At 62.3% G+C, this 17194-nt stretch carries 18 protein-coding genes and 1 pseudogene; 9 read left to right on the forward strand and 10 right to left on the reverse strand.

Annotation, left to right across the window (positions count from 1 at the left end; translation table 11 throughout):
* Positions 1 to 31: 31 nt before the first annotated feature.
* Entirely contained in the window at positions 32 to 193 is a 162-nt protein-coding gene (locus tag PF1751_RS29245; protein ID WP_010210501.1) for a hypothetical protein, read from the forward strand.
* 11 nt (positions 194 to 204) lie between these two features.
* Positions 205 to 339 carry a hypothetical protein gene (locus tag PF1751_RS29645; RefSeq protein ID WP_010210499.1) on the forward strand — a complete coding sequence of 45 codons (135 nt, stop codon included), beginning with the start codon at positions 205 to 207 and terminating at the stop codon, positions 337 to 339.
* Here PF1751_RS29645 and PF1751_RS13280 read toward each other — a convergent pair.
* Entirely contained in the window at positions 330 to 1682 is a 1353-nt protein-coding gene (locus tag PF1751_RS13280; protein WP_044287187.1) for a cation:proton antiporter, read from the reverse strand. The genes PF1751_RS29645 and PF1751_RS13280 overlap by 10 nt on opposite strands.
* Positions 1683 to 2015: 333 nt before the next feature.
* Between PF1751_RS13280 and PF1751_RS29685 the strand changes: the two genes are divergently transcribed.
* From PF1751_RS29685 to PF1751_RS13305, 5 genes are read left to right on the forward strand one after another with little or no spacing between them, the layout of a single operon-like run.
* A complete protein-coding gene (locus PF1751_RS29685) occupies positions 2016 to 4010 on the forward strand; it encodes an aminotransferase class I/II-fold pyridoxal phosphate-dependent enzyme (RefSeq protein WP_010210497.1) in 1995 nt (664 codons plus the stop codon).
* Between the two features lie 25 nt (positions 4011 to 4035).
* The gene (locus PF1751_RS13290) at positions 4036 to 4890 is read left to right on the forward strand and encodes a transporter substrate-binding domain-containing protein (RefSeq protein WP_029529146.1); all 855 of its coding nucleotides are present in this window, start codon (positions 4036 to 4038) and stop codon (positions 4888 to 4890) included.
* Positions 4891 to 4892: 2 nt separating this feature from the next.
* Entirely contained in the window at positions 4893 to 5597 is a 705-nt protein-coding gene (locus PF1751_RS13295) for an ABC transporter permease (RefSeq protein WP_010210493.1), read from the forward strand.
* Between the two features lie 7 nt (positions 5598 to 5604).
* Positions 5605 to 6303: an ABC transporter permease gene (locus PF1751_RS13300; RefSeq protein WP_010210492.1), complete on the forward strand. Its 699-nt coding sequence runs from the start codon at positions 5605 to 5607 to the stop codon at positions 6301 to 6303.
* Positions 6300 to 7298 (forward strand): DMT family transporter, encoded by a 999-nt coding sequence (locus PF1751_RS13305; protein ID WP_010210491.1) that lies wholly within the window; start codon positions 6300 to 6302, stop codon positions 7296 to 7298. Before PF1751_RS13300 ends, PF1751_RS13305 begins: the two co-directional genes overlap by 4 nt.
* Here the strand turns inward: PF1751_RS13305 and PF1751_RS29480 are convergent.
* Positions 7254 to 7793: pseudogene (locus PF1751_RS29480) on the reverse strand (TetR/AcrR family transcriptional regulator); the annotation flags it as partial. The gene PF1751_RS13305 and the pseudogene PF1751_RS29480 overlap by 45 nt on opposite strands.
* A gap of 90 nt (positions 7794 to 7883) precedes the next feature.
* Here PF1751_RS29480 and PF1751_RS13315 point away from each other — a divergent pair.
* Positions 7884 to 8882, forward strand: coding sequence for a M14 family metallopeptidase (locus PF1751_RS13315; protein WP_044287188.1), 999 nt, complete (start codon positions 7884 to 7886; stop codon positions 8880 to 8882).
* On the opposite strand, the gene PF1751_RS13320 is transcribed toward PF1751_RS13315, so the two are convergent.
* Positions 8844 to 9701, reverse strand: a complete 858-nt coding sequence (locus PF1751_RS13320) for an AraC family transcriptional regulator (RefSeq protein WP_010210488.1) — start codon at positions 9699 to 9701, stop codon at positions 8844 to 8846. The two genes, PF1751_RS13315 and PF1751_RS13320, sit on opposite strands and share 39 nt — an antisense overlap.
* A 143-nt stretch (positions 9702 to 9844) precedes the next feature.
* On the opposite strand from PF1751_RS13320, the gene PF1751_RS13325 reads away from it, so the two are divergent.
* Complete coding sequence (locus PF1751_RS13325) at positions 9845 to 10645, forward strand: alpha/beta fold hydrolase (protein ID WP_010210486.1); 801 nt, start codon at positions 9845 to 9847, stop codon at positions 10643 to 10645.
* A 200-nt stretch (positions 10646 to 10845) separates the two neighbouring features.
* Here the strand turns inward: PF1751_RS13325 and PF1751_RS13330 are convergent, their stop codons facing one another.
* Genes PF1751_RS13330 through PF1751_RS13360 form a run of 7 tightly spaced genes read right to left on the reverse strand, consistent with a single transcriptional unit; the run spans position 10846 to position 17131 of the window.
* Positions 10846 to 12210: a sensor histidine kinase gene (locus PF1751_RS13330; RefSeq protein ID WP_021493164.1), complete on the reverse strand. Its 1365-nt coding sequence runs from the start codon at positions 12208 to 12210 to the stop codon at positions 10846 to 10848.
* On the reverse strand, positions 12207 to 12869 hold the full coding sequence (locus PF1751_RS13335; protein ID WP_010210483.1) for a response regulator: 663 nt from the start codon (positions 12867 to 12869) through the stop codon (positions 12207 to 12209). The genes PF1751_RS13330 and PF1751_RS13335 overlap by 4 nt, the downstream gene beginning before the upstream one ends.
* A gap of 12 nt (positions 12870 to 12881) precedes the next feature.
* Positions 12882 to 13526 (reverse strand): tetratricopeptide repeat protein, encoded by a 645-nt coding sequence (locus PF1751_RS13340; protein ID WP_044287189.1) that lies wholly within the window; start codon positions 13524 to 13526, stop codon positions 12882 to 12884.
* A 4-nt stretch (positions 13527 to 13530) separates the two neighbouring features.
* Positions 13531 to 14331, reverse strand: coding sequence for an SDR family oxidoreductase (locus tag PF1751_RS13345; RefSeq protein ID WP_044287190.1), 801 nt, complete (start codon positions 14329 to 14331; stop codon positions 13531 to 13533).
* A complete protein-coding gene (locus PF1751_RS13350; RefSeq protein WP_044287191.1) occupies positions 14318 to 14992 on the reverse strand; it encodes an iron-containing redox enzyme family protein in 675 nt (224 codons plus the stop codon). Before PF1751_RS13350 ends, PF1751_RS13345 begins: the two co-directional genes overlap by 14 nt.
* On the reverse strand, positions 14989 to 16467 hold the full coding sequence (locus PF1751_RS13355; protein ID WP_044287192.1) for an AMP-binding protein: 1479 nt from the start codon (positions 16465 to 16467) through the stop codon (positions 14989 to 14991). The genes PF1751_RS13350 and PF1751_RS13355 overlap by 4 nt, the downstream gene beginning before the upstream one ends.
* Entirely contained in the window at positions 16457 to 17131 is a 675-nt protein-coding gene (locus tag PF1751_RS13360; RefSeq protein WP_044287194.1) for a thermostable hemolysin, read from the reverse strand. The genes PF1751_RS13355 and PF1751_RS13360 overlap by 11 nt, the downstream gene beginning before the upstream one ends.
* Between the last annotated feature and the right edge of the window lie 63 nt (positions 17132 to 17194).

Raw genomic sequence — 17194 nt, forward strand, 5'->3', positions numbered from 1 at the left:
CTACCCAGGCGATATTTTCCGAGAGGTAACCATGAGCACAGACAAACAACCCGCCACCGGTGCGGATGCGCCCAAAGACCCGGTTCCGGCAAAAGACCCCAAGGCCAAGGAAAACGACTACAGTCCAGACTTCAAGCCCAAGCCTGAGCCCAAGCCTGAAACCGATGCCGATATCGACACCCAAGGTGGTTAGAGGAGACGGTCATGTCCAAAGAACTCGACGATGAACTCAACGACCCCGGCAATGAAGACCCGGGTTCGTTGATGGATGATGCAGAGGTGCCGCTCAACGATCTGGATGACGCGGCGGATGTGGGTAACACCGAGCGTCAGGACTGAGTATTCACCCGGGCACGTCGTTCATACCACACCAGCATCGGTTGGGTACTGAGGCCATGAACGACGATGCTCAGGGCGATCACCGATAAGGTGAGGTTCACCGCCACCGCGCTGCTGGTGCCGATCAGGCCGTGATTGAGCGCGTAAAACAGGTAGTAAATGCTGCCGATTCCGCGAATACCGAACCAGCCCATCAGGCCGCGTTGTTGACGATCAATCAGACGCCCCCAAGGCATCGCCAGCACACTGGTCGGCCGAATCACGCCAAACAACAGCGCCGCCATCGGTAATGCCCGCCAATCCCAATGGCTTATCAGCACAATGCCCAACACGGTCACCAGGAACACCTCCATCGAGCGTTCCACCAGGCTGCCGAATGAGAGCATGTCGCCCATCATGACGCCGGCGGCGATCTGGGTGTCCTTCAGTTCGCTCACATCCCCTTGCAACGCCCGGTCCGGCTCGACTTCCAAATGGCCCACCACTGGCAATGCCAGATGCTCCGAAGGCGTTTGTGAGTTTCCGGTGGAGCGGAATTCCGCCTGGCGCAAACCAAGGCCGGCCGCAAACACGGACAGAAAGCCATAACCGCCCACCGCCTCGGCGACCACATAGGCCAGCGCAATCAGAGCGAGGGTCAGGTAATCATTGGGCGAGAGCGTGCTGTCACTGTTGGTGATGCGCAGCCACAACGTCACGCGGCCAATGCCCCGGCCCATCCAGTAGCCGATCAACAACCCGGCCGGCACTGCCCACAGCAAATTCTTCAACACCCAACCGCCCAGCCAATCGCCGTCAAACCCGCCGTGTTGCATGAACAGCAGGGCAAAAATCACAAAGGGGAAGGCGGTGCCATCGTTCAAGCCCGCTTCGCCGGACAATCCGAAGCGCAGCGCGTCGTAATCCTGAGCGTTATTAACCTGCACCAGGCCTGCCAGCACCGGATCCGTTGGCGCCAGTATCGCGCCCACCAGCAGCGACACGCCCCACGACAGCGTAAACAGGTAGTGCAGCGCGAGGCTGATCCCCAGGATGGTCAGCAACATCACCGGACCGGCCATGCCAAACGCGATGCGCCAGGTACGGTGCTTGAGCGGCAGGCGCAGTTTCAGGCCGCTGACAAACAGCGAAAACAGCACCGCGACTTCCGTGAGGTGCTCCATCCAGCGTGCCGAGTGCTTGATATCCAGGTGCAGCAGGTCAACACCCAGGGGGCCAATCCCCACACCCAGCAGCAGACACACTGCCGAGGTGGTGACCGGCATCCAGCGCAGATAGGAAGAGGTGAGGGCGAGGGTGAGCAATACGGCGCCCAGTACGGCCATCCATAGAATAAAAGTCATCGAAGGTGTACCGGGCCGTGGTCTATTCAGCTTGGAGGACTGTGGCGGGTCACCGGTTCAATGTGATTGGGTCAATTGCGAACCGATGGGAATTCATGCTGCTCTCCACCCACGTCACGTTGAGCGAGCTGAACTTCGGCTCAGCCGGCGAATTGCAGGACTGTCACCGCTGCCAATCGATAAAAATCACCACAACGACCTCTTTGGACCATAAACGACACGGTCGCAAACTTACCCATTGAACGACTGTTCAGTTTGAACTATGTTGACCGCATCCACCCGTTTGTCACCGGACGGGGTCGCGCTGTTTCTTCTTGAACAAGAGGCTCTGGCATGCGGTTTTCCCCCTTCGTCGAACGAATTGCAGGGCAGGGCGTAGCCGCCTGGGACATCCACCACGCCGCGTTCCAGGCGGCCAGCCAGGGGGAAGACATCATCATCCTCAGCGTCGGCGACCCGGATTTCGCCACGCCATCGTTCATCACCGACGCCGCTGTGAGTGCCTTGCGCGAAGGTGACACCCACTACACCGAAATCCCCGGTCGCCCGGCACTGCGCGAGGCCATTGCCGCGCGCTACAGCAAAACGCTGGCACGTGCGTTGAGCGCCGAGAACGTGATCACCGTGGCGGGTGCGCAGAACGCTTTGTTCGTGACCTCTCTGTGTCTGTTGCAGGCCGGTGATGAAGTGCTGGTGCTCGACCCGATGTACGTCACCTACGAGGCCACGCTGAAGGCCAGCGGCGCGACGTTGGTGCGCGTGCCCTGTTCCCCGGAATCCGGTTTTCGCCTCGATGCCCAGTTGCTCGGCGCAGCCATCACACCGCGTACGCGGGCGATTTTCTTCTCCAACCCGAACAACCCGACCGGCGTGGTGCTCAACCTGCAAGAGCTGCAAGCCATTGCCGACCTGGCGATTGCCCGCGACCTGTGGGTGGTGGTGGATGAGGTCTATGAAAGCCTGGTGTTCGACGGTGAGTACCACAGCCTCGCTGCGCTGCCGGGCATGGCCGAGCGTTGCGTGGTGATTGGCAGTTTGTCCAAGTCCCATGCCATGACCGGCTGGCGTATCGGCTGGATCATCGCCACGCCGCAGATGGTCGCACACGCCGAAACCTTGGTGCTCAGCATGCTCTACGGACTGCCGGGTTTCGTGATGGAAGCCGCCACCGCCGCGGTGCTGGCCCATGACGACGTGACCCAGGGTATGCGCGAGATTTATCGGCGCCGTCGCGACTTGGTGATGGCGGGGCTCAGTGCATGCCCTGGCATCAAGGTACAGGCGCCGCAAGCCGGGATGTTTGTGCTGGTGGATGTGCGCGGCACCGGCCTGGGCTCCCTTGACTTTGCCTGGCGCCTGTTTCGTGAAGCCGGCGTTTCGGTACTCGACGCCGCCGCGTTTGGGGCGCCGGCCCAGGGTTTCGTTCGCTTGTCTTTCACCTTGGGCGAGGAGCGCCTGTCTGAAGCCTGCCAACGCATCGCGCACTTTGTCGCCAAGCTCGCCGGTGAACCGCGTATTGCGGCAGCGCCCAGGATCGAAGAGGTGCCAGCGGCCGAAGCCAAAAAGATGATCGAGGTCATCGACCTGCACAAGCGCTTCGGCAATATCGAAGTGCTCAAGGGCATTTCCCTGACGGCCCACGAAGGCGACGTGATCTCGCTGATCGGCGCCAGCGGCTCCGGCAAAAGCACCCTGCTGCGCTGCATCAACATGCTCGAAGTGCCGGACCAGGGCAGCATCCATGTGGACGGCGAAAGCATCAAACTCAACTACGGCCGTCCCGGCGCGCCCCTGGTCGCGGATGCCAGGCAACTGGTGCGTATCCGCTCGACCCTGGGCATGGTGTTCCAGAACTTCAACCTGTGGCCGCACCGCACCGTGCTGGAAAACCTCATCGAAGCTCCCACCCAGGTCCTGCGCGAAAGCCGCGCCGAGGCCATCGAACGCGCCGAAGCCTTGCTCGAACGTGTCGGCCTCGCGGCCAAACGCAACGAATACCCGGCGTTCCTGTCCGGCGGCCAGCAGCAGCGGGTGGCGATTGCCCGCGCGTTGGCCATGCGCCCCAAAGTCATGCTGTTTGACGAACCCACCTCGGCCCTCGACCCGGAATTGGTGGGCGAAGTGCTGCGGGTGATCCGCTCCCTGGCCGAGGAAGGCCGCACCATGATCCTGGTCACCCATGAAATGGCCTTCGCCCGGGATGTGTCGTCAAAAGTGGCGTTTCTGCACCAAGGCATGATCGAAGAAACCGGCTCGCCGGATGCGGTGTTTATCGATCCACGCAGTGAACGTTGCCGACAGTTCGTCAACGCGCATCAAACTCGCTAACTCCATAACAAGACGGGGCAACATCATGAAATCCAAGCGAATGGCAACGTGGTTGGGCAGTGCAGTGTTGATGTTGGCCGCCGGTTTCAGCTGGGCGGCGGAGAAACCCATCGTGTTCGCGGTTGCCGCAGAACCTTATCCGCCGTTTACCGTGAAAGGCGGCAATGGCCAGTGGTCCGGCTTTGAGGTGGACCTGATCCACAAGCTCTGCGAAGGCATGAAAGCCGAATGCCAGATCAAGGAAGTGGCGTGGGACGGCATCATTCCCTCGTTGCTGGCGAAGAAGATCGACGTGATTTTCTCGTCGATGTCGGTGACCGATGAGCGTGAAAAACAGATTGCTTTCAGCCGTGCTTACTACGATTCCCTGTTAGGCGTGGCCGGGCCAAAAGGCAGCGAAGTCGAGATCTCCCCGGCGGGCCTCAAGGGCAAGTTGATCGGCGTGCAGATCTCCACCGTCAGCGCCAACTACCTGAAGAAGTACTACGAAAACATCGCTGACCTGAAGTACTACGACACCCAGGAATCGGCCAACGCCGACCTGATCGCCGGGCGTATCGACTACATGATGGCCGACGACACCGCCATTGCGATGATGGTCAAGACCCCGGAAGCCAGTGGCCTGGCCCATATCGCCAGCGTGCCCTACGACCCGATCATCGGCCGTGGGGTCGGCGCCGGCCTGCGCAAGGAAGACACCGCGCTCAAGGCCCGACTGGACAAGGCCATCGGCGAGTTGCTGGTGAGCAAGGACTACGACGACCTGTCGCAGCACTATTTCGGCCTGTCGGTCAGCCCGTGCAAGCGCACCGATACCCCGGCGTTTGTGAGCAAGACCTGTGACAGCCCCTACCCGCAAATCGCCCAGAAGACCGAATAACCATGTTCGACCTTCTCAGCTTCGACGAACAAGGGTGGGGCAATGCGTTGCTCAAAGGGTTATGGATGACCCTGCAGATCTCCGCCGGCTCGTTTGCGGTGGGCGTGTTGATCGGCCTGGTGGTGGCTTGCCTCAAGCTCAGTGCGCCGCGGCCCATCGCGCTGTTGATGCGCGGCTACACCACGGTGTTTCGCGCAGTGCCGGAGCTGCTGTTGATCCTGTTGCTGTATTACGCCGGCTCCATGGGCCTCAACGCCCTGATGCTGTGGATGGGCTTCGCGCAGATGAACATCAGCGGACCGCTGGTGGCGATTCTGGTGTTGGGCCTGGTGCAAGGCGCCTATGCTTCGGAGATCTTCCGCGCGGCAATCCTGGCGATTCCCCACGGCCAGATCGAAGCGGCACGGGCGTTTGGCTTGAGCGGGTTTGGCCTGTTCCGCCGGGTGACCTTGCCGATCATGGCGCCGTTCGCCCTGGCCGGCATGTCCAACCTGTGGATCAACCTGATCAAGGACAGCGCCTTGATCAGCGTGGTCGGCACCAACGAGTTGCTGTACACCGCCAAGCAGGCGGCGGGCTCGACCCGTCAATACCTGCTGTTCTACCTCACGGCCGCCGCCTTGTATTACCTGGTGACGCTGGCTTCCAACTACCTGTCCGGGCGCCTGGAGCGACGAATCCGTCGCTGGATGCCGGTTGTCGAGTGAGCGGCCCATGCCTGATTGGATAAGTTACTACGCGGGGCTGATCGCCAAAGGCTTGCAGACCACCTTGTCGCTGCTGGTGATTTCGGCGCTGCTGGGTTTTGCCCTGGCGGTGCTGGTGGCGTTGGCGCGGTTGTCGCGACGCAAATGGCTGGCCCGTGGCGCGCAGGCCTACACCAGCGTGTTGCGTGGCACGCCGCTGCTGATTCAGATCTACATTTTCTACTACGGGCTGGGCAGCCTGTTCGCGCAGTTTCCGATGATTCGTGGCAGTTTTCTCTGGCCCTACCTGCGTGACGGTTACTGGTACATCGTGTTTGCGCTGGTGTTGTCAGTCGGCGCCTATGTCGGCGAAGTGATTCGCGGTGGCCTGTTGGCAGTGCCCAAGGGCGAAATGGAAGCCGCGTCAGCATTCGGCATGACGCCGCGCCAAGCCTTGTTGCGGGTGCGGCTGCCACGGGCGATGCGCCTGTTGTTGCCGACGCTGGCGGGGGAGACGGTGATGTTGCTCAAATCCACCGCGCTGGCCTCGACCATTGCCGTGGTCGACCTGTTGGGTGCGGCCAACGTGGTACGCGCACAGACCTTGCAGATCTATCAGCCGCTGTTGCTGGTGGCGGCGGTCTACCTGTGTCTGACCTTCCTCATCGAAGGCGTCTACGCCATTGCCGAACGGCGCGGCACACCGCTGCGCAGGTCGGCCGGATGACACAGGACCGCGGGTTGCAAGGGATTGCCCTGTGTTCGCTGGCCTACTTGTTCCTGGCGTTGCAGGACGCGGTGGTCAAGTGGCTGGTGGCGGATTATTCGGTGTTCACCATTCTGTTCTGGCGCAGCCTGGTGGTGGTGATCGTGTGTCTGGTGGCTGGGCGCATGGGCTTGTTGCGGCGGGCCTGGGTATCGGTCAGCCGCCGCATGCTGATCATTCGCGGTCTGTTGTCGTTGCTGGCGTGGTTGCTCTACTACACCGCCGCCAAGGACCTGAGCCTGGCGGAAATGACCACCCTGTATTTCTCCGCGCCGATCATGGTCACGCTGCTGGCAGCGCTGATCCTCAAGGAGCGCGCCAGCCGTGGACAGTGGATCGCGTTGATCATCGGGTTTGTCGGGGTGATCATCGCGTGCCGTCCCACCCATATGCTCGACCCGTGGCCCATCGCCCTGACCTTGGGGGCGGCGTTGTGCTGGGCGTTTACCTATATCCAGTTGCGCCAGGTCGACCCGAGCAGCACGGTGCTGGAGCAGATGTTGATCACCAACGTGGTGTTTGTCGTGTGCATGGGCGTGACCTTGCCGTGGACCCACACACCGGCCCCTGCACCGGCCTGGCTGGGCATGTTGGCGGCGGGTTTGGTGGGCGGTATCGGACAGTTCCTGCTGTTTGCCAGCTTCCGCCGCGCCACGGCGACGTTACTCGCGCCGTTCGAGTACACCGGGCTGATCTGGGCGTTCATTCTCTCGAGCCTGGTGTGGGGCACGCTGATGGATGGCTCGCTGATCATCGGCGCGGTGTTGATTGCCATCAGCGGCACCCTGGCCATGCTCAGCGCTCGGCACCCGGTGTCACAGGACGTGGTCGGCGCCGAATGCGCCGTGACGCAACCCCTGTACCCAGCAGCGGCAGATGTGCAGCCCGTTGGCGGGGCTGAAGGTGCCGGGGTTGAGGCACCCCTCGAGCCAGAGTCCGTCGAGCATCGCCGATAAGCCGATGGCGGCCAGGTGACTGTCGTGGATTACCAGGTTTTCGCTGTTGGCCAAGTCGTTCAGCAGTTGTCGGATCAATGCCAGGTAGGCGTGATAGCTGTTTTCGTGGGACTGGTTCACGTGGGGCGAGTGGCGGATCAGGCTCCAGAACACCACCCACACGCCGAGCAGATCGGGGTCCATGACCCTGGGCGAGAATGAGGCACTGAGAAACGCGTCCAGGCGCGCGGCAGCGCCTTCGGCCTGTTCCACGTGTGCCCAGAGGGCGCTGGTCAGCTCGTTGGCCAGCTTGTGGTAGGTCTCGGCGATCAGCGCGTCAATGCTGCCGAAATGGTGGTTGAGCAACCCCACTGACACCCCGGCCTCGGAGGCGATGCGGCGCACGGATATCCCGGCATGCCCATCACGGGCCAGGCAGGTAAGGGTGGCGGCAATCAGCAGGTCCCGGCGTTCGTCGGGGTCGGCGCGGCGCAGTTTGGGCAGGTCGGAGGTCATGGGCAGGCCTTGGATGAAACAGCACAGCGCTCAGATTAGTTGAACGTGTGTTCAATCTCTACCGATTAATTGATTAGAGGAAGGCAAGGCATGGCGAAAGACCTTTCGTGGCAGGAAACCGGCGACGCCGGCAATGTGCTGAATATCGGGGCCTGGCGTTTTGACGGCGACGGCAGTGGGCCGAAGGTGCACCTGCAGGCGGGCGTGCATGCCGACGAAATCGCCGGGATGCTGGTATTGCATCAATTGCTGCCGCGCTTGCAGGCATGTGCCGATCAGGGGCGACTCAAGGGGACTGTTACCGTGGTGCCCCAAGCCAATCCCTTCGGCATCGGCCAGTTTCGCCAGGGTCGCTTGCTCGGACGTTTCCACGAAGCCACCGGGCAGAATTTCAACCGTGCCTTCGACCATTCCCTGGCCATGGAGCGCCCGGCAAGCAACCTGGCGCAATGGCAGAAACGCCTGGTGCAGTTGGCTGCCGAGGCTGACCTGGTGCTGGACCTGCACACCGATGACGAGGCGTTGCCATACCTCTACATCCATCGCCGTTTCTGGCCCGACCAAGGCCTGGCGCTGGCAGCAGCGTTGCAGGTGGAGCTGGTGATTGTCTGGGATGAAGGCGGCGATGGCTCCTTTGAAGAAACCATCATCAATCACGCATCGCCGCAACTGGCCGCCACCATTGAGCTGCGCGGGCAGGCAGACGTCAGCGACGCCCTGGCGCAACAGGATGCCGATGGCTTGTGGGCGTGGTTGTGCGTCCACGGCGTGATCGACGAGGTGGCGAGCATCGCCGAATGGCCAGGCGACGTGGTCGACATGGGCTGTATGGAAACCATCCTCGCCCCCTGCGCCGGAGTATTGGTGTTCGAGAAAAGCCTGGGCGACTACGTGGACGAAGGCCAGCGTTTCGCGCGCATCATCGGCCGCCCCGGTGATCCGACCTCCGAAGTGATCTTGCACGCTGCCCAGGCCGGACGCATGGTCACCGCGCACCGCGAGCGCTTGGTGGCCCAGGGCGCGGTGGTCGCCAAGTTCACTGGCACACGGTTATCCGCCAGCTACAGCGGCGGCGTGCTCGACCCGTAGCGGCGCCTGCAACTGCAGCCACTCCCGCGGGCTGGTGCCGATCTTGCGGCGAAACGCACGGGCCAGCGCCGAGGGGCTTTCATAACCGACTTCATCGGCGATCAGGGCGATGGGGCGACCTTCACGCAGGCGTTTCTGTGCCAGGCTCACGCGCCAGCTCAGCACATAGTCGGCTGGAGTCTGGCCGACCACTTTATGGAAATGCGCGGCGAAACTGGCACGGGACATGTTCGACTCAACGGCCATTTCCTGCACGGTCCATGGGCGTTCGGGGTTGTTGTGCAATAAGGTCATGGCCCGCGCCAGGCGCAAGTCAGCCAAGCCAGACATCATGCCGGTGGTCATGCTGTGATAGGCCATCATGTGGCGCAGGAACTGAATCACCATCAGCTCAAACAGCCGGTTCATCACCGCCTCGCGACCGCAATGTTCGGCAAAAGCTTCGTCGAACAGCCAGTCCAGCGTGCCGGCGATCATTGGGATCTGCTGCAGCGGCATCACGATGGTGTCGGTCAGCGCCACGGACAATGGGTTATCGATCCCCCCATCAAAGCGCAGCGAAGCCGCCACCACCTGGGCGCGCTCGGCTTTTGCCGCGACCAACCGATGGGGCAGGGGGCGCGGCACCAGCACCAGGCTGGGCTCGGGAATACGCAGGGTGCCGTCGGGCATTTCCAGGCTGGCCTGGCCTTCCTTGAGCAAGTAAACCCGGCCGCGCTGCTGCAGATCGCGGGTGTCGAGGGCGCCGTGCAGGGGCCCGCTGTGAAAGGTATCGGCACCGATGCCGAAGTGCACCAGCAGTGTGGACAAGCGATCCATGACTCACCTGATAGCAAATAAATAATAGTTTTAGACGATCTGCGCTATATCGTCGACTATTAGCCTCCATTTGTAAAAAGCGCTTCGGCATCATGGCCTCACGTTCAACGCCTTGAGCGCCTACCCTAACGGAGCAAACGTCTATGAAAACCTTCAAGTTCTCCCGCGTCGCCGCCGCCCTGATCACTGGTGCATTGGCCTTCGGTGCCGCCACCGCCAGCTTTGCCGCACCACAGAAAGCCACCGTGGTATTGGTGCATGGCGCGTTCGCCGACGCCTCCAGCTGGAACGGCGTGATCGCCGGACTCAAGGCCGAAGGCTACCCGGTGGTCGCCGTGGCCAACCCGCTGCGCAGCGTCAAGACCGACTCGGACTACGTCGCCGACATCGTCGCACATACCCCGGGGCCGGTGATCCTGGTCGGCCACTCCTACGGTGGCTCGGTCATTACCAACGCCGTGCATGGCAGCGACAAGGTCAAGGCGCTGGTGTATGTGGCCGCTTTCGCCCCGGAAAAAGGCGAGACCGCGTTCGAACTGTCCGGCCGCTACCCTGGCGGCACCCTGGGTCCGACCCTCGACAAACCGGTGGTCTCCAAGGACGGCGTGACCGACCTGTATATCCAGCAGGACAAGTTCAACAGCCAGTTCGCCGCCGACGTGGCACCCAAGGAAGCCCAGTTGATGGCAGCCGGGCAACGTCCGATCACCGAAGCCGCGCTGAAGGAGCCGTCGGGTGATCCAGCCTGGAAAAGCGTGCCGTCCTATTTCATATACGGCTCAGCTGACAAAAATATTCCCGAGGCCGCGCTTAAATTCATGGCCGACCGTGCGGGTTCGAAGGAAACCGTGGATGTGAAGGGGGCTTCTCACGTGGTGATGGTGTCGAACCCGGCGCGGGTGGTGGCGATCATCAACGATGCGGCGAAGGCTAACGCGCAATAACAGCGCTGATACCACTCGACGATAGGAGCTGGCTCGCCGGCGATGCAGGTACTCGGCACATCAGGCATAGCCAGGTGATGCCATCGCAGGCAAGCCAGTTCCCACATTTGATCGAGATCGGCTTTCCGATTGCAGGAGACCTCAAGGGTTCTCTAAGCGCTCCAGCAACAGGCGCTCCAAAGTGCCCGCCGGCGCAGACTTCACCTAGGTATCTCCAGTGTCGCTCTCAGGCCACCGGACGCCAGGTTTTCCAGGTGTACCCGGCCGCCCAAGTGCTGAGCGATGGTGTGCACGATGGTCAGGCCCAAGCCAGCGCCTTCGGGATTGCCCCGGCTGTAGAACAGCTCAAAGAGACGTTCGCGCTGACTCTCGTCGATGCCCGGCCCCTGGTCGTCCACGGTCAGTACGAAGCGTTTGGCGTCCTGGCTCAGCTTCACGGTGATGACCCCATGTTCTGGAGAGAAATTCGCCGCGTTGGTCACCAGGTTGGTCAGGGCAATGTTGATCGCGCCAGGATCGGTCGTCACGCGGTACGGGGCATCGTCGGCATTGAACACCAGTTCCAGGCCTTTGCTCAGCAGCCAGGGGGTCAGCTGGATCAGCGTTTCACGCACGGTTGTCGCGAGGTCGATCGTCTGAAGTGTTAGTTGCCCGGCGCTGGGTTCCAGGCGCGCCATGGTCAGCAATTGGCTGACCAGCCGGCTGGTGCGGTCGACGCCTGTGATCAGAAAGGCCAGTGATTCGCGTCGTTCGGCTTCGGTGCCGGCCTCCAGCAGGTTTTGCGCGTGCACGCGCAATACCGCCAGGGGCGTGCGCATCTCGTGGGCAGCGTCGGCGATAAAGCGCCGCTCACGGCCGAGCATCTCCTGGATCTGCGCGAGCATCCGGTTCAATGCCGCCTGCATCGGCTCCAGCTCGGTGGGCAAGGGCGTCAATTGCATCGGTTCCAGTGAGCCTGAGTGCCGCGCCCGCAACGTGGCGGCCATATCGGCCAGCGGCTTGAGACCCCAGCCGATGGCCAGCCAGACCATTGCTGCCAGGATCAGGCTACCCAACACATTGGGCCATAAAGTATGCCGCACGATGCGTTGCACCAGGTCGGAGCGCACGTCGTCACGCTCACCCACCCAGATGCGCAGGCCATTGTCCTTGTCCTTGAGCACGAAACCGCGCCATTCCCGGCCGTTCAGGTCGTCGATATTGCTGTACCCCGGTTGTGCCGGGGGCACGGCGAATGATGGCGCGCTGGCGGTAAATACCAGCAGTTCGCCTTTTGGGCTCCACACCTGAAAGGCGATCTTGCTTTCGTAAGGGTGCCCATCCACCTTGGGAATGGCCTCGCCCAGGGCTTTGTTAAAGGCGCGATACAGGTCGGCCTGGTCTTTGCTTGCCAGTGGCAGGCTCATGACACCTTGGAGCAGGCGCGCATTCTGCGCCAGTTGTGCATCGTAGACTTCGGCAATTTCGTGATTGCTGTCATGCAGGTTCAGTACGCTGATCACCAGCAAACCGGTGAGCAACAGGCCGATGATCAGCGTCAGGGTGCGCCGCCGGATCGAGGTCATCGGCGCTCCTCCACCAGGTAGCCAACGCCTCGAATGGTACGGATCAGATCGCTGGTGAACTTCTTGCGCAGGTGATGGATATGCACTTCCAGCGTGTTGCTTTCGGCTTCTTCGTTCCAGCCGTAGAGCAACTGCATCAATTGGTCACGGGTCATGACGCGGCCGGGCGGTGACAGCAATTCGTGCAGTAGTTGATATTCCTTGGGAGTCAGCAGCACGGGTTGGCCATGGTAACTGACGTGCTGCGTGCTCGGGTCAAGGCAGATGCCTGCGTGTTCGATCACCACCCGTGCACGGCCGGCGCTGCGGCGCAGCAAGGCGCGCAAGCGCGCCTTGAGTTCGGCCAGGTCGAAGGGTTTGATCAGGTAGTCATCGGCACCGGCATCGAGCCCGGCGATGCGGTCCTCGGTGGCATCGCGTGCCGTGAGGATCAACACGGGCACCGTGGCGCCACTGTCGCGCAGGCGACGCAGCACTTCCAGCCCGTCCATGCGTGGCAGGCCAAGGTCCAGCACCACGGCGTCAAAGGTTTCGCTGAGCAGCGCGTGCAGGGCACTGCTGCCGTCTTGCAGCCAATCGACGGTGTACCCTTCGCGAGCCAGCGCCTGGTGAATACCTTCCCCCAGCGCCACGTCATCCTCGATCAGTAATAGACGCACGCAGACCCCTTGTCAGTTGAGTTTTTTATGGGTGTCGGCCAGCAGGCTTTCGATTTCCTTGCGCCGCCCGGCATCGGCGGTTTCCCGACCGGGCCGTGGCGCGGCCAGCAGGGCTTTTTGCAAGGCATCACGGGCTTCGCCATAACGTTTTTGCCGGTAGAGGTGGTCACCCCAGAAGTAAAGACTATCAATGCCCGCCGGGTTAAGTTGCAAGGCCTGTTTGAGCAACTGCTCAGCTTTGTCGGCATCGCCGAAACCGATCGGCCAGCCAGGTACCCGGTCGTACAGTGCCGCCAGGCTGGTGTAAGCCGAACCTTGCAGGGCCTTGGGGTCAAGGGCGAGGGCGGTTTCCAGGTCGGCCTTGGCCACCTTGACCTTGCTCAAGGCGCCGAGCCCGCCCTGGGCGCCGGCCCAACTGCTGGTGACAATCCCCGACCAGATCCATGCTTCGGCGACCTGTGGGCGATCCTGTGTGAACGCTGTCGCCTGGGAGGCCAGTCGTTCGAACGCTTGGGTACGCTGCTCCTCCGGCAGGTTGTATTGGATATGGGCCCAGCGCGTCTGGATGTCATTCAGGCGCTGCTGGTCGATGGAGTCCAACGCCCAGGTGAAGGCGCTCAAGGCGCTGAGCAACAGCGCGGCGAACAATTGTTTCATGGGTTCAGATCCTTTTCACGGGTTTAACGCTCAAGCGACGGACCAGCGGCAGTTGTTTACGCAAGCCGCGGTCGACCAGGTTCGGCAACAGGCTGTTGAGGCGCACGAAGAAGCGTTCTGGCCAGCCCAGGTAAAGGTCGCGGCGTTCGTTGGCGATCGCCTGGATCACCGCGGACGCCACGGTGTTCGGGTCGTCGACGTTGGACTTGAGTGCATCGTTCAAGGCCTGCGCCGCCGGGCTGTTCATCTGGGTCCGGGTCGCGCGCGGCGCTACGTACAGTACGCCGACACGCGTGTCGGCCAGTTCCCGGCGCAGGGCTTCGGAGAACCCGCGCAAGGCGAACTTGGTGGCGCAGTAGGTCGCATAGCCGGGGTAACCGATAGAGCCATACGTTGAGCCGACATTCACCACCATGGCGGTCGGTGCCTGCTTGAGCAGCGGCAGCAGCAGCTTGGTCAGGCAGATTGGCGCGGTGATGTTGAGCGCCAGCATGCTGTTGATCTCGTTGTCGTCTAACTGTTCCAGCATGGCAAAGTGGTTGATGCCGGCTGCGTTGATCAACAGGTTGACGCCACCGATGGCCTCGGCGGCGGCCAGTACTTTACGGCGGTCGGTGAGGAAGGTCAGGTCGGCACTGACCCAGCACAGTTGCTGCGGATAGCGCTCAAGCAAGCCCTCCAGCGGCACGCGGTGGCGGGCTACGGCGAGCACCTGCGCACCACTGGCGCACAGGGCAGAGGCGATGGCCAGGCCGATGCCACCGCTGGCGCCGGTCAGCACCACGCGAGCATCAGACAGGCGCATGGGGCGTCTCCCCGATACGCGGCAGGCTGCGGAACATGTCGGTGTAAAGGGCGTACACCACCTTTGATGCACGGATCACCGCGACCTGGTCGTCGGGGTCTTCCAGGCTGTTCATCAAGCGGCGGTAGGTTTCCATGTGACCGATGTCCAGGGAACCGTGAGAGCTCAGGTAGCTGAACGCGGTGGCCGGCAGCTGCAGGCGCTCACGGATGCTACCGGCCGCATGGGTAGCCAGGGCGATGCTGGTGCCTTCCAGCACATTGACCATGCCAAACAGGCCGACCGGGTTGTCACGGGCGATCAGGTCATAGAGGTAGCTGACCATCAGCTCGATAGGCAAACCTGGGCGTCCATCGCGCACCGCGTCTTTGTCTCCACCGCAGGCAGCGATGTCATTGAGCACCCAGTGTTCGTGGCCATATTCGTCCTCGATGTACTCGCAGACGGCCTTGCGCAGCCATTCCAGGCGTGACGGCAGGCGCGCACCGCAGGCCATCATCAATGGCACCGTGTGGCGGACGTGATAGTAGGCCTGGGCCAGGAACGCACGATAGCTTTCCAGGCTGACCTTGCCTTCCAGGGCGTCCCGGATGATCGGCAAATTGAACAGGGCCTGGCGTTCGTGTTGGGTGGCGTCTTGCAGGGTGTCGAAAAAATTCACGATGAGGATTCCTCATTCAGTTCGGGGGTGAGATCGGATTGATAACGGGCGACGATGGCGTCGCGCTTTGGTCGACCATTGGCCGTAAGCAGGCCGTTGGCGGTGGTAAACGGTTCTGCCAGGCGCGTCCAGCGATGCACCTGGGCGTAGTCGGGCAGGCCGGTGTTGGCCTCGGCCACGGCGGCGGCCAGTTGGGCGGCGCTGCAGTCGGCGCGCAGGGGCCAGAGCAGGGCGTGGTTCTCCGGCAGGGCTTCGCCATAGACGAATGCCTGGGCGATGATGCCGCCCTGGGTCAACTCGGCCTCGACCCAGTCGGGGTTGACATTGCGCCCGTAACTGGTGACGAACTGATGCTTCTTGCGGCCCTTGAGGTAGAGAAAACCGTCTTCATCAACGTCACCCAGGTCGCCGGTGGGCCACCATGGCGCGTGCAGGTCGGGCTGGTCCAGGTAACCGAGCAGCATCGGTCCCTTGACCAGCACTTCGCCGTCTTCCGCCAGGCGGATTTCAACGTGGGGCAGCGGTCGACCGACACTCCCCGGACGGTGTGCCTCAGGATGATTGAGGCACACCACAGACGCGCATTCCGACAGCCCGTAACCCTCGTAAACCGTCATGCCCAATTGCTGCGCACGTTGCAGCAAGGCCTTGGATACGCGCGCGCCGCCGACGGCAGCAAATCGCAGGCTCTGGGGGTTGAACGCCTTTTGCTCGGCGGCGCTTACCAGCATCAACAACAATTGCGGCACCAGGATCAGGCTGTGGGGCTGGCGCGTTGCCAGGCAACCGAGCAATTGGGCGGCGTCCACTGCGCTGGCGCCCTGGATGCCCAGGTTTTTCTGGCTGGGCAAGCTCAAAGTGGCGCCGGCATACAAGGCGGCGTAGCAGCCGAGGTTTTCCAGCAATATCGCGATGGGCAACAACGCCAGGTGGTGCCGCGGGTCCCTGGAATGGCTGGCCTGATGCAACTCGCGGGTAACCCGCAGCAAGCTGTCGGCGCTCAGGCAGACCCCTTTGGGGGCCCCGGTGGTGCCGGACGTGAACGTCAGCTTGGCGGTATTTGACGGCATCGCTGGCCGGCCTTCAAAGGTGCGGCACCAGAACTCGCCGGCTTGGCGGTAACCGCCAGCCTGCAGTTCTGCCGCCAGGTGAGGCTCGGCGATCACCCGTTCGGCGTGACTCTGTTCCAGGCAATGGGCGCGCTGGGCCGGGCTGAAGAACGGAGGCAGTGTCAGGCAGGTCAAGCCTTCGAACAGCACTGCCAGGTCCCACAGCATCGCGTCGACGCCATTGTCCAGGGCCAGGGCCACCACCTTGACGCCTTCGTCGCGCAGGCGCTCCTGGCGATAAGCGACTTCGGCGAACAGGGAGGTGTAGTCCATTTTCCAAGTGTCACCCCACAGGGCGATAGCACCATCGTTGCGTTCGGCATGGCCGCGCAGCACGGCGTGGAAACGACGGGTTTCAGGCGACATTGCTGGCGTCCTCGTTCGTAGGCAACCCCAGGCGTGAGAACAGGCCCATGTTGCGTAAATGAATGAACCCGGCGCGGATATTGCCGACATGCACCCAAGGCTGGCTCTCGTAGTAGCTGCCCCAGTGCTGGCGCTCATCGCCCAGGCGCTGCGGGTCGGCCGCGCAGAGAGTGACGGGCTTCAAGCCGAGGCGGTGGAAGCTGTTGACCAGACCGATGTTGCCGGTGAACGCCACCCACTCCAGCCCTCCCATGGCCAACAGCCAGGTAATGGCGATGATGCTCAAGCGCGCACTGCCGGTGTCGCTGGCCGCGAGGTTGCCGACTTCAGCGATGACGCTGCGCTCCACCGGTTGTTCGGCGGCGGCACTGATCAGCGGGTCGATCGGATGGTCGAGGTAGCGTTCCAGGAACAACGACTCGGCGCTCGCCAGGCGGACGCCGGCGACCGCGCAGAGCTCATCGTTGGCGTGGCTCACGCCAAACAACTGCGGCATGAAGTGGCGAATGTCAGCGCCGTGTGCGACGCGGAAACGCTGTTGGATAAATGCCTCGAAGGCAGGTCGCTGAGGGTCTTGGGGCAGGGCGCGGCAGAGGCGCAGCGGTGCACTGTTTGCCTGGCCGAATAGCAGGGGCAAGGGAATGTTCCAATCGATATCGGGCATTGGCGGTACGCCTCCCAAGTGAAGTTGGGGGCAGTATCGAAGGCATTTCTTAACGAAGTCTGA

Origin of the sequence: Pseudomonas simiae (assembly GCF_000934565.1) — a bacterium.
Lineage (GTDB): Bacteria > Pseudomonadota > Gammaproteobacteria > Pseudomonadales > Pseudomonadaceae > Aquipseudomonas > Aquipseudomonas simiae.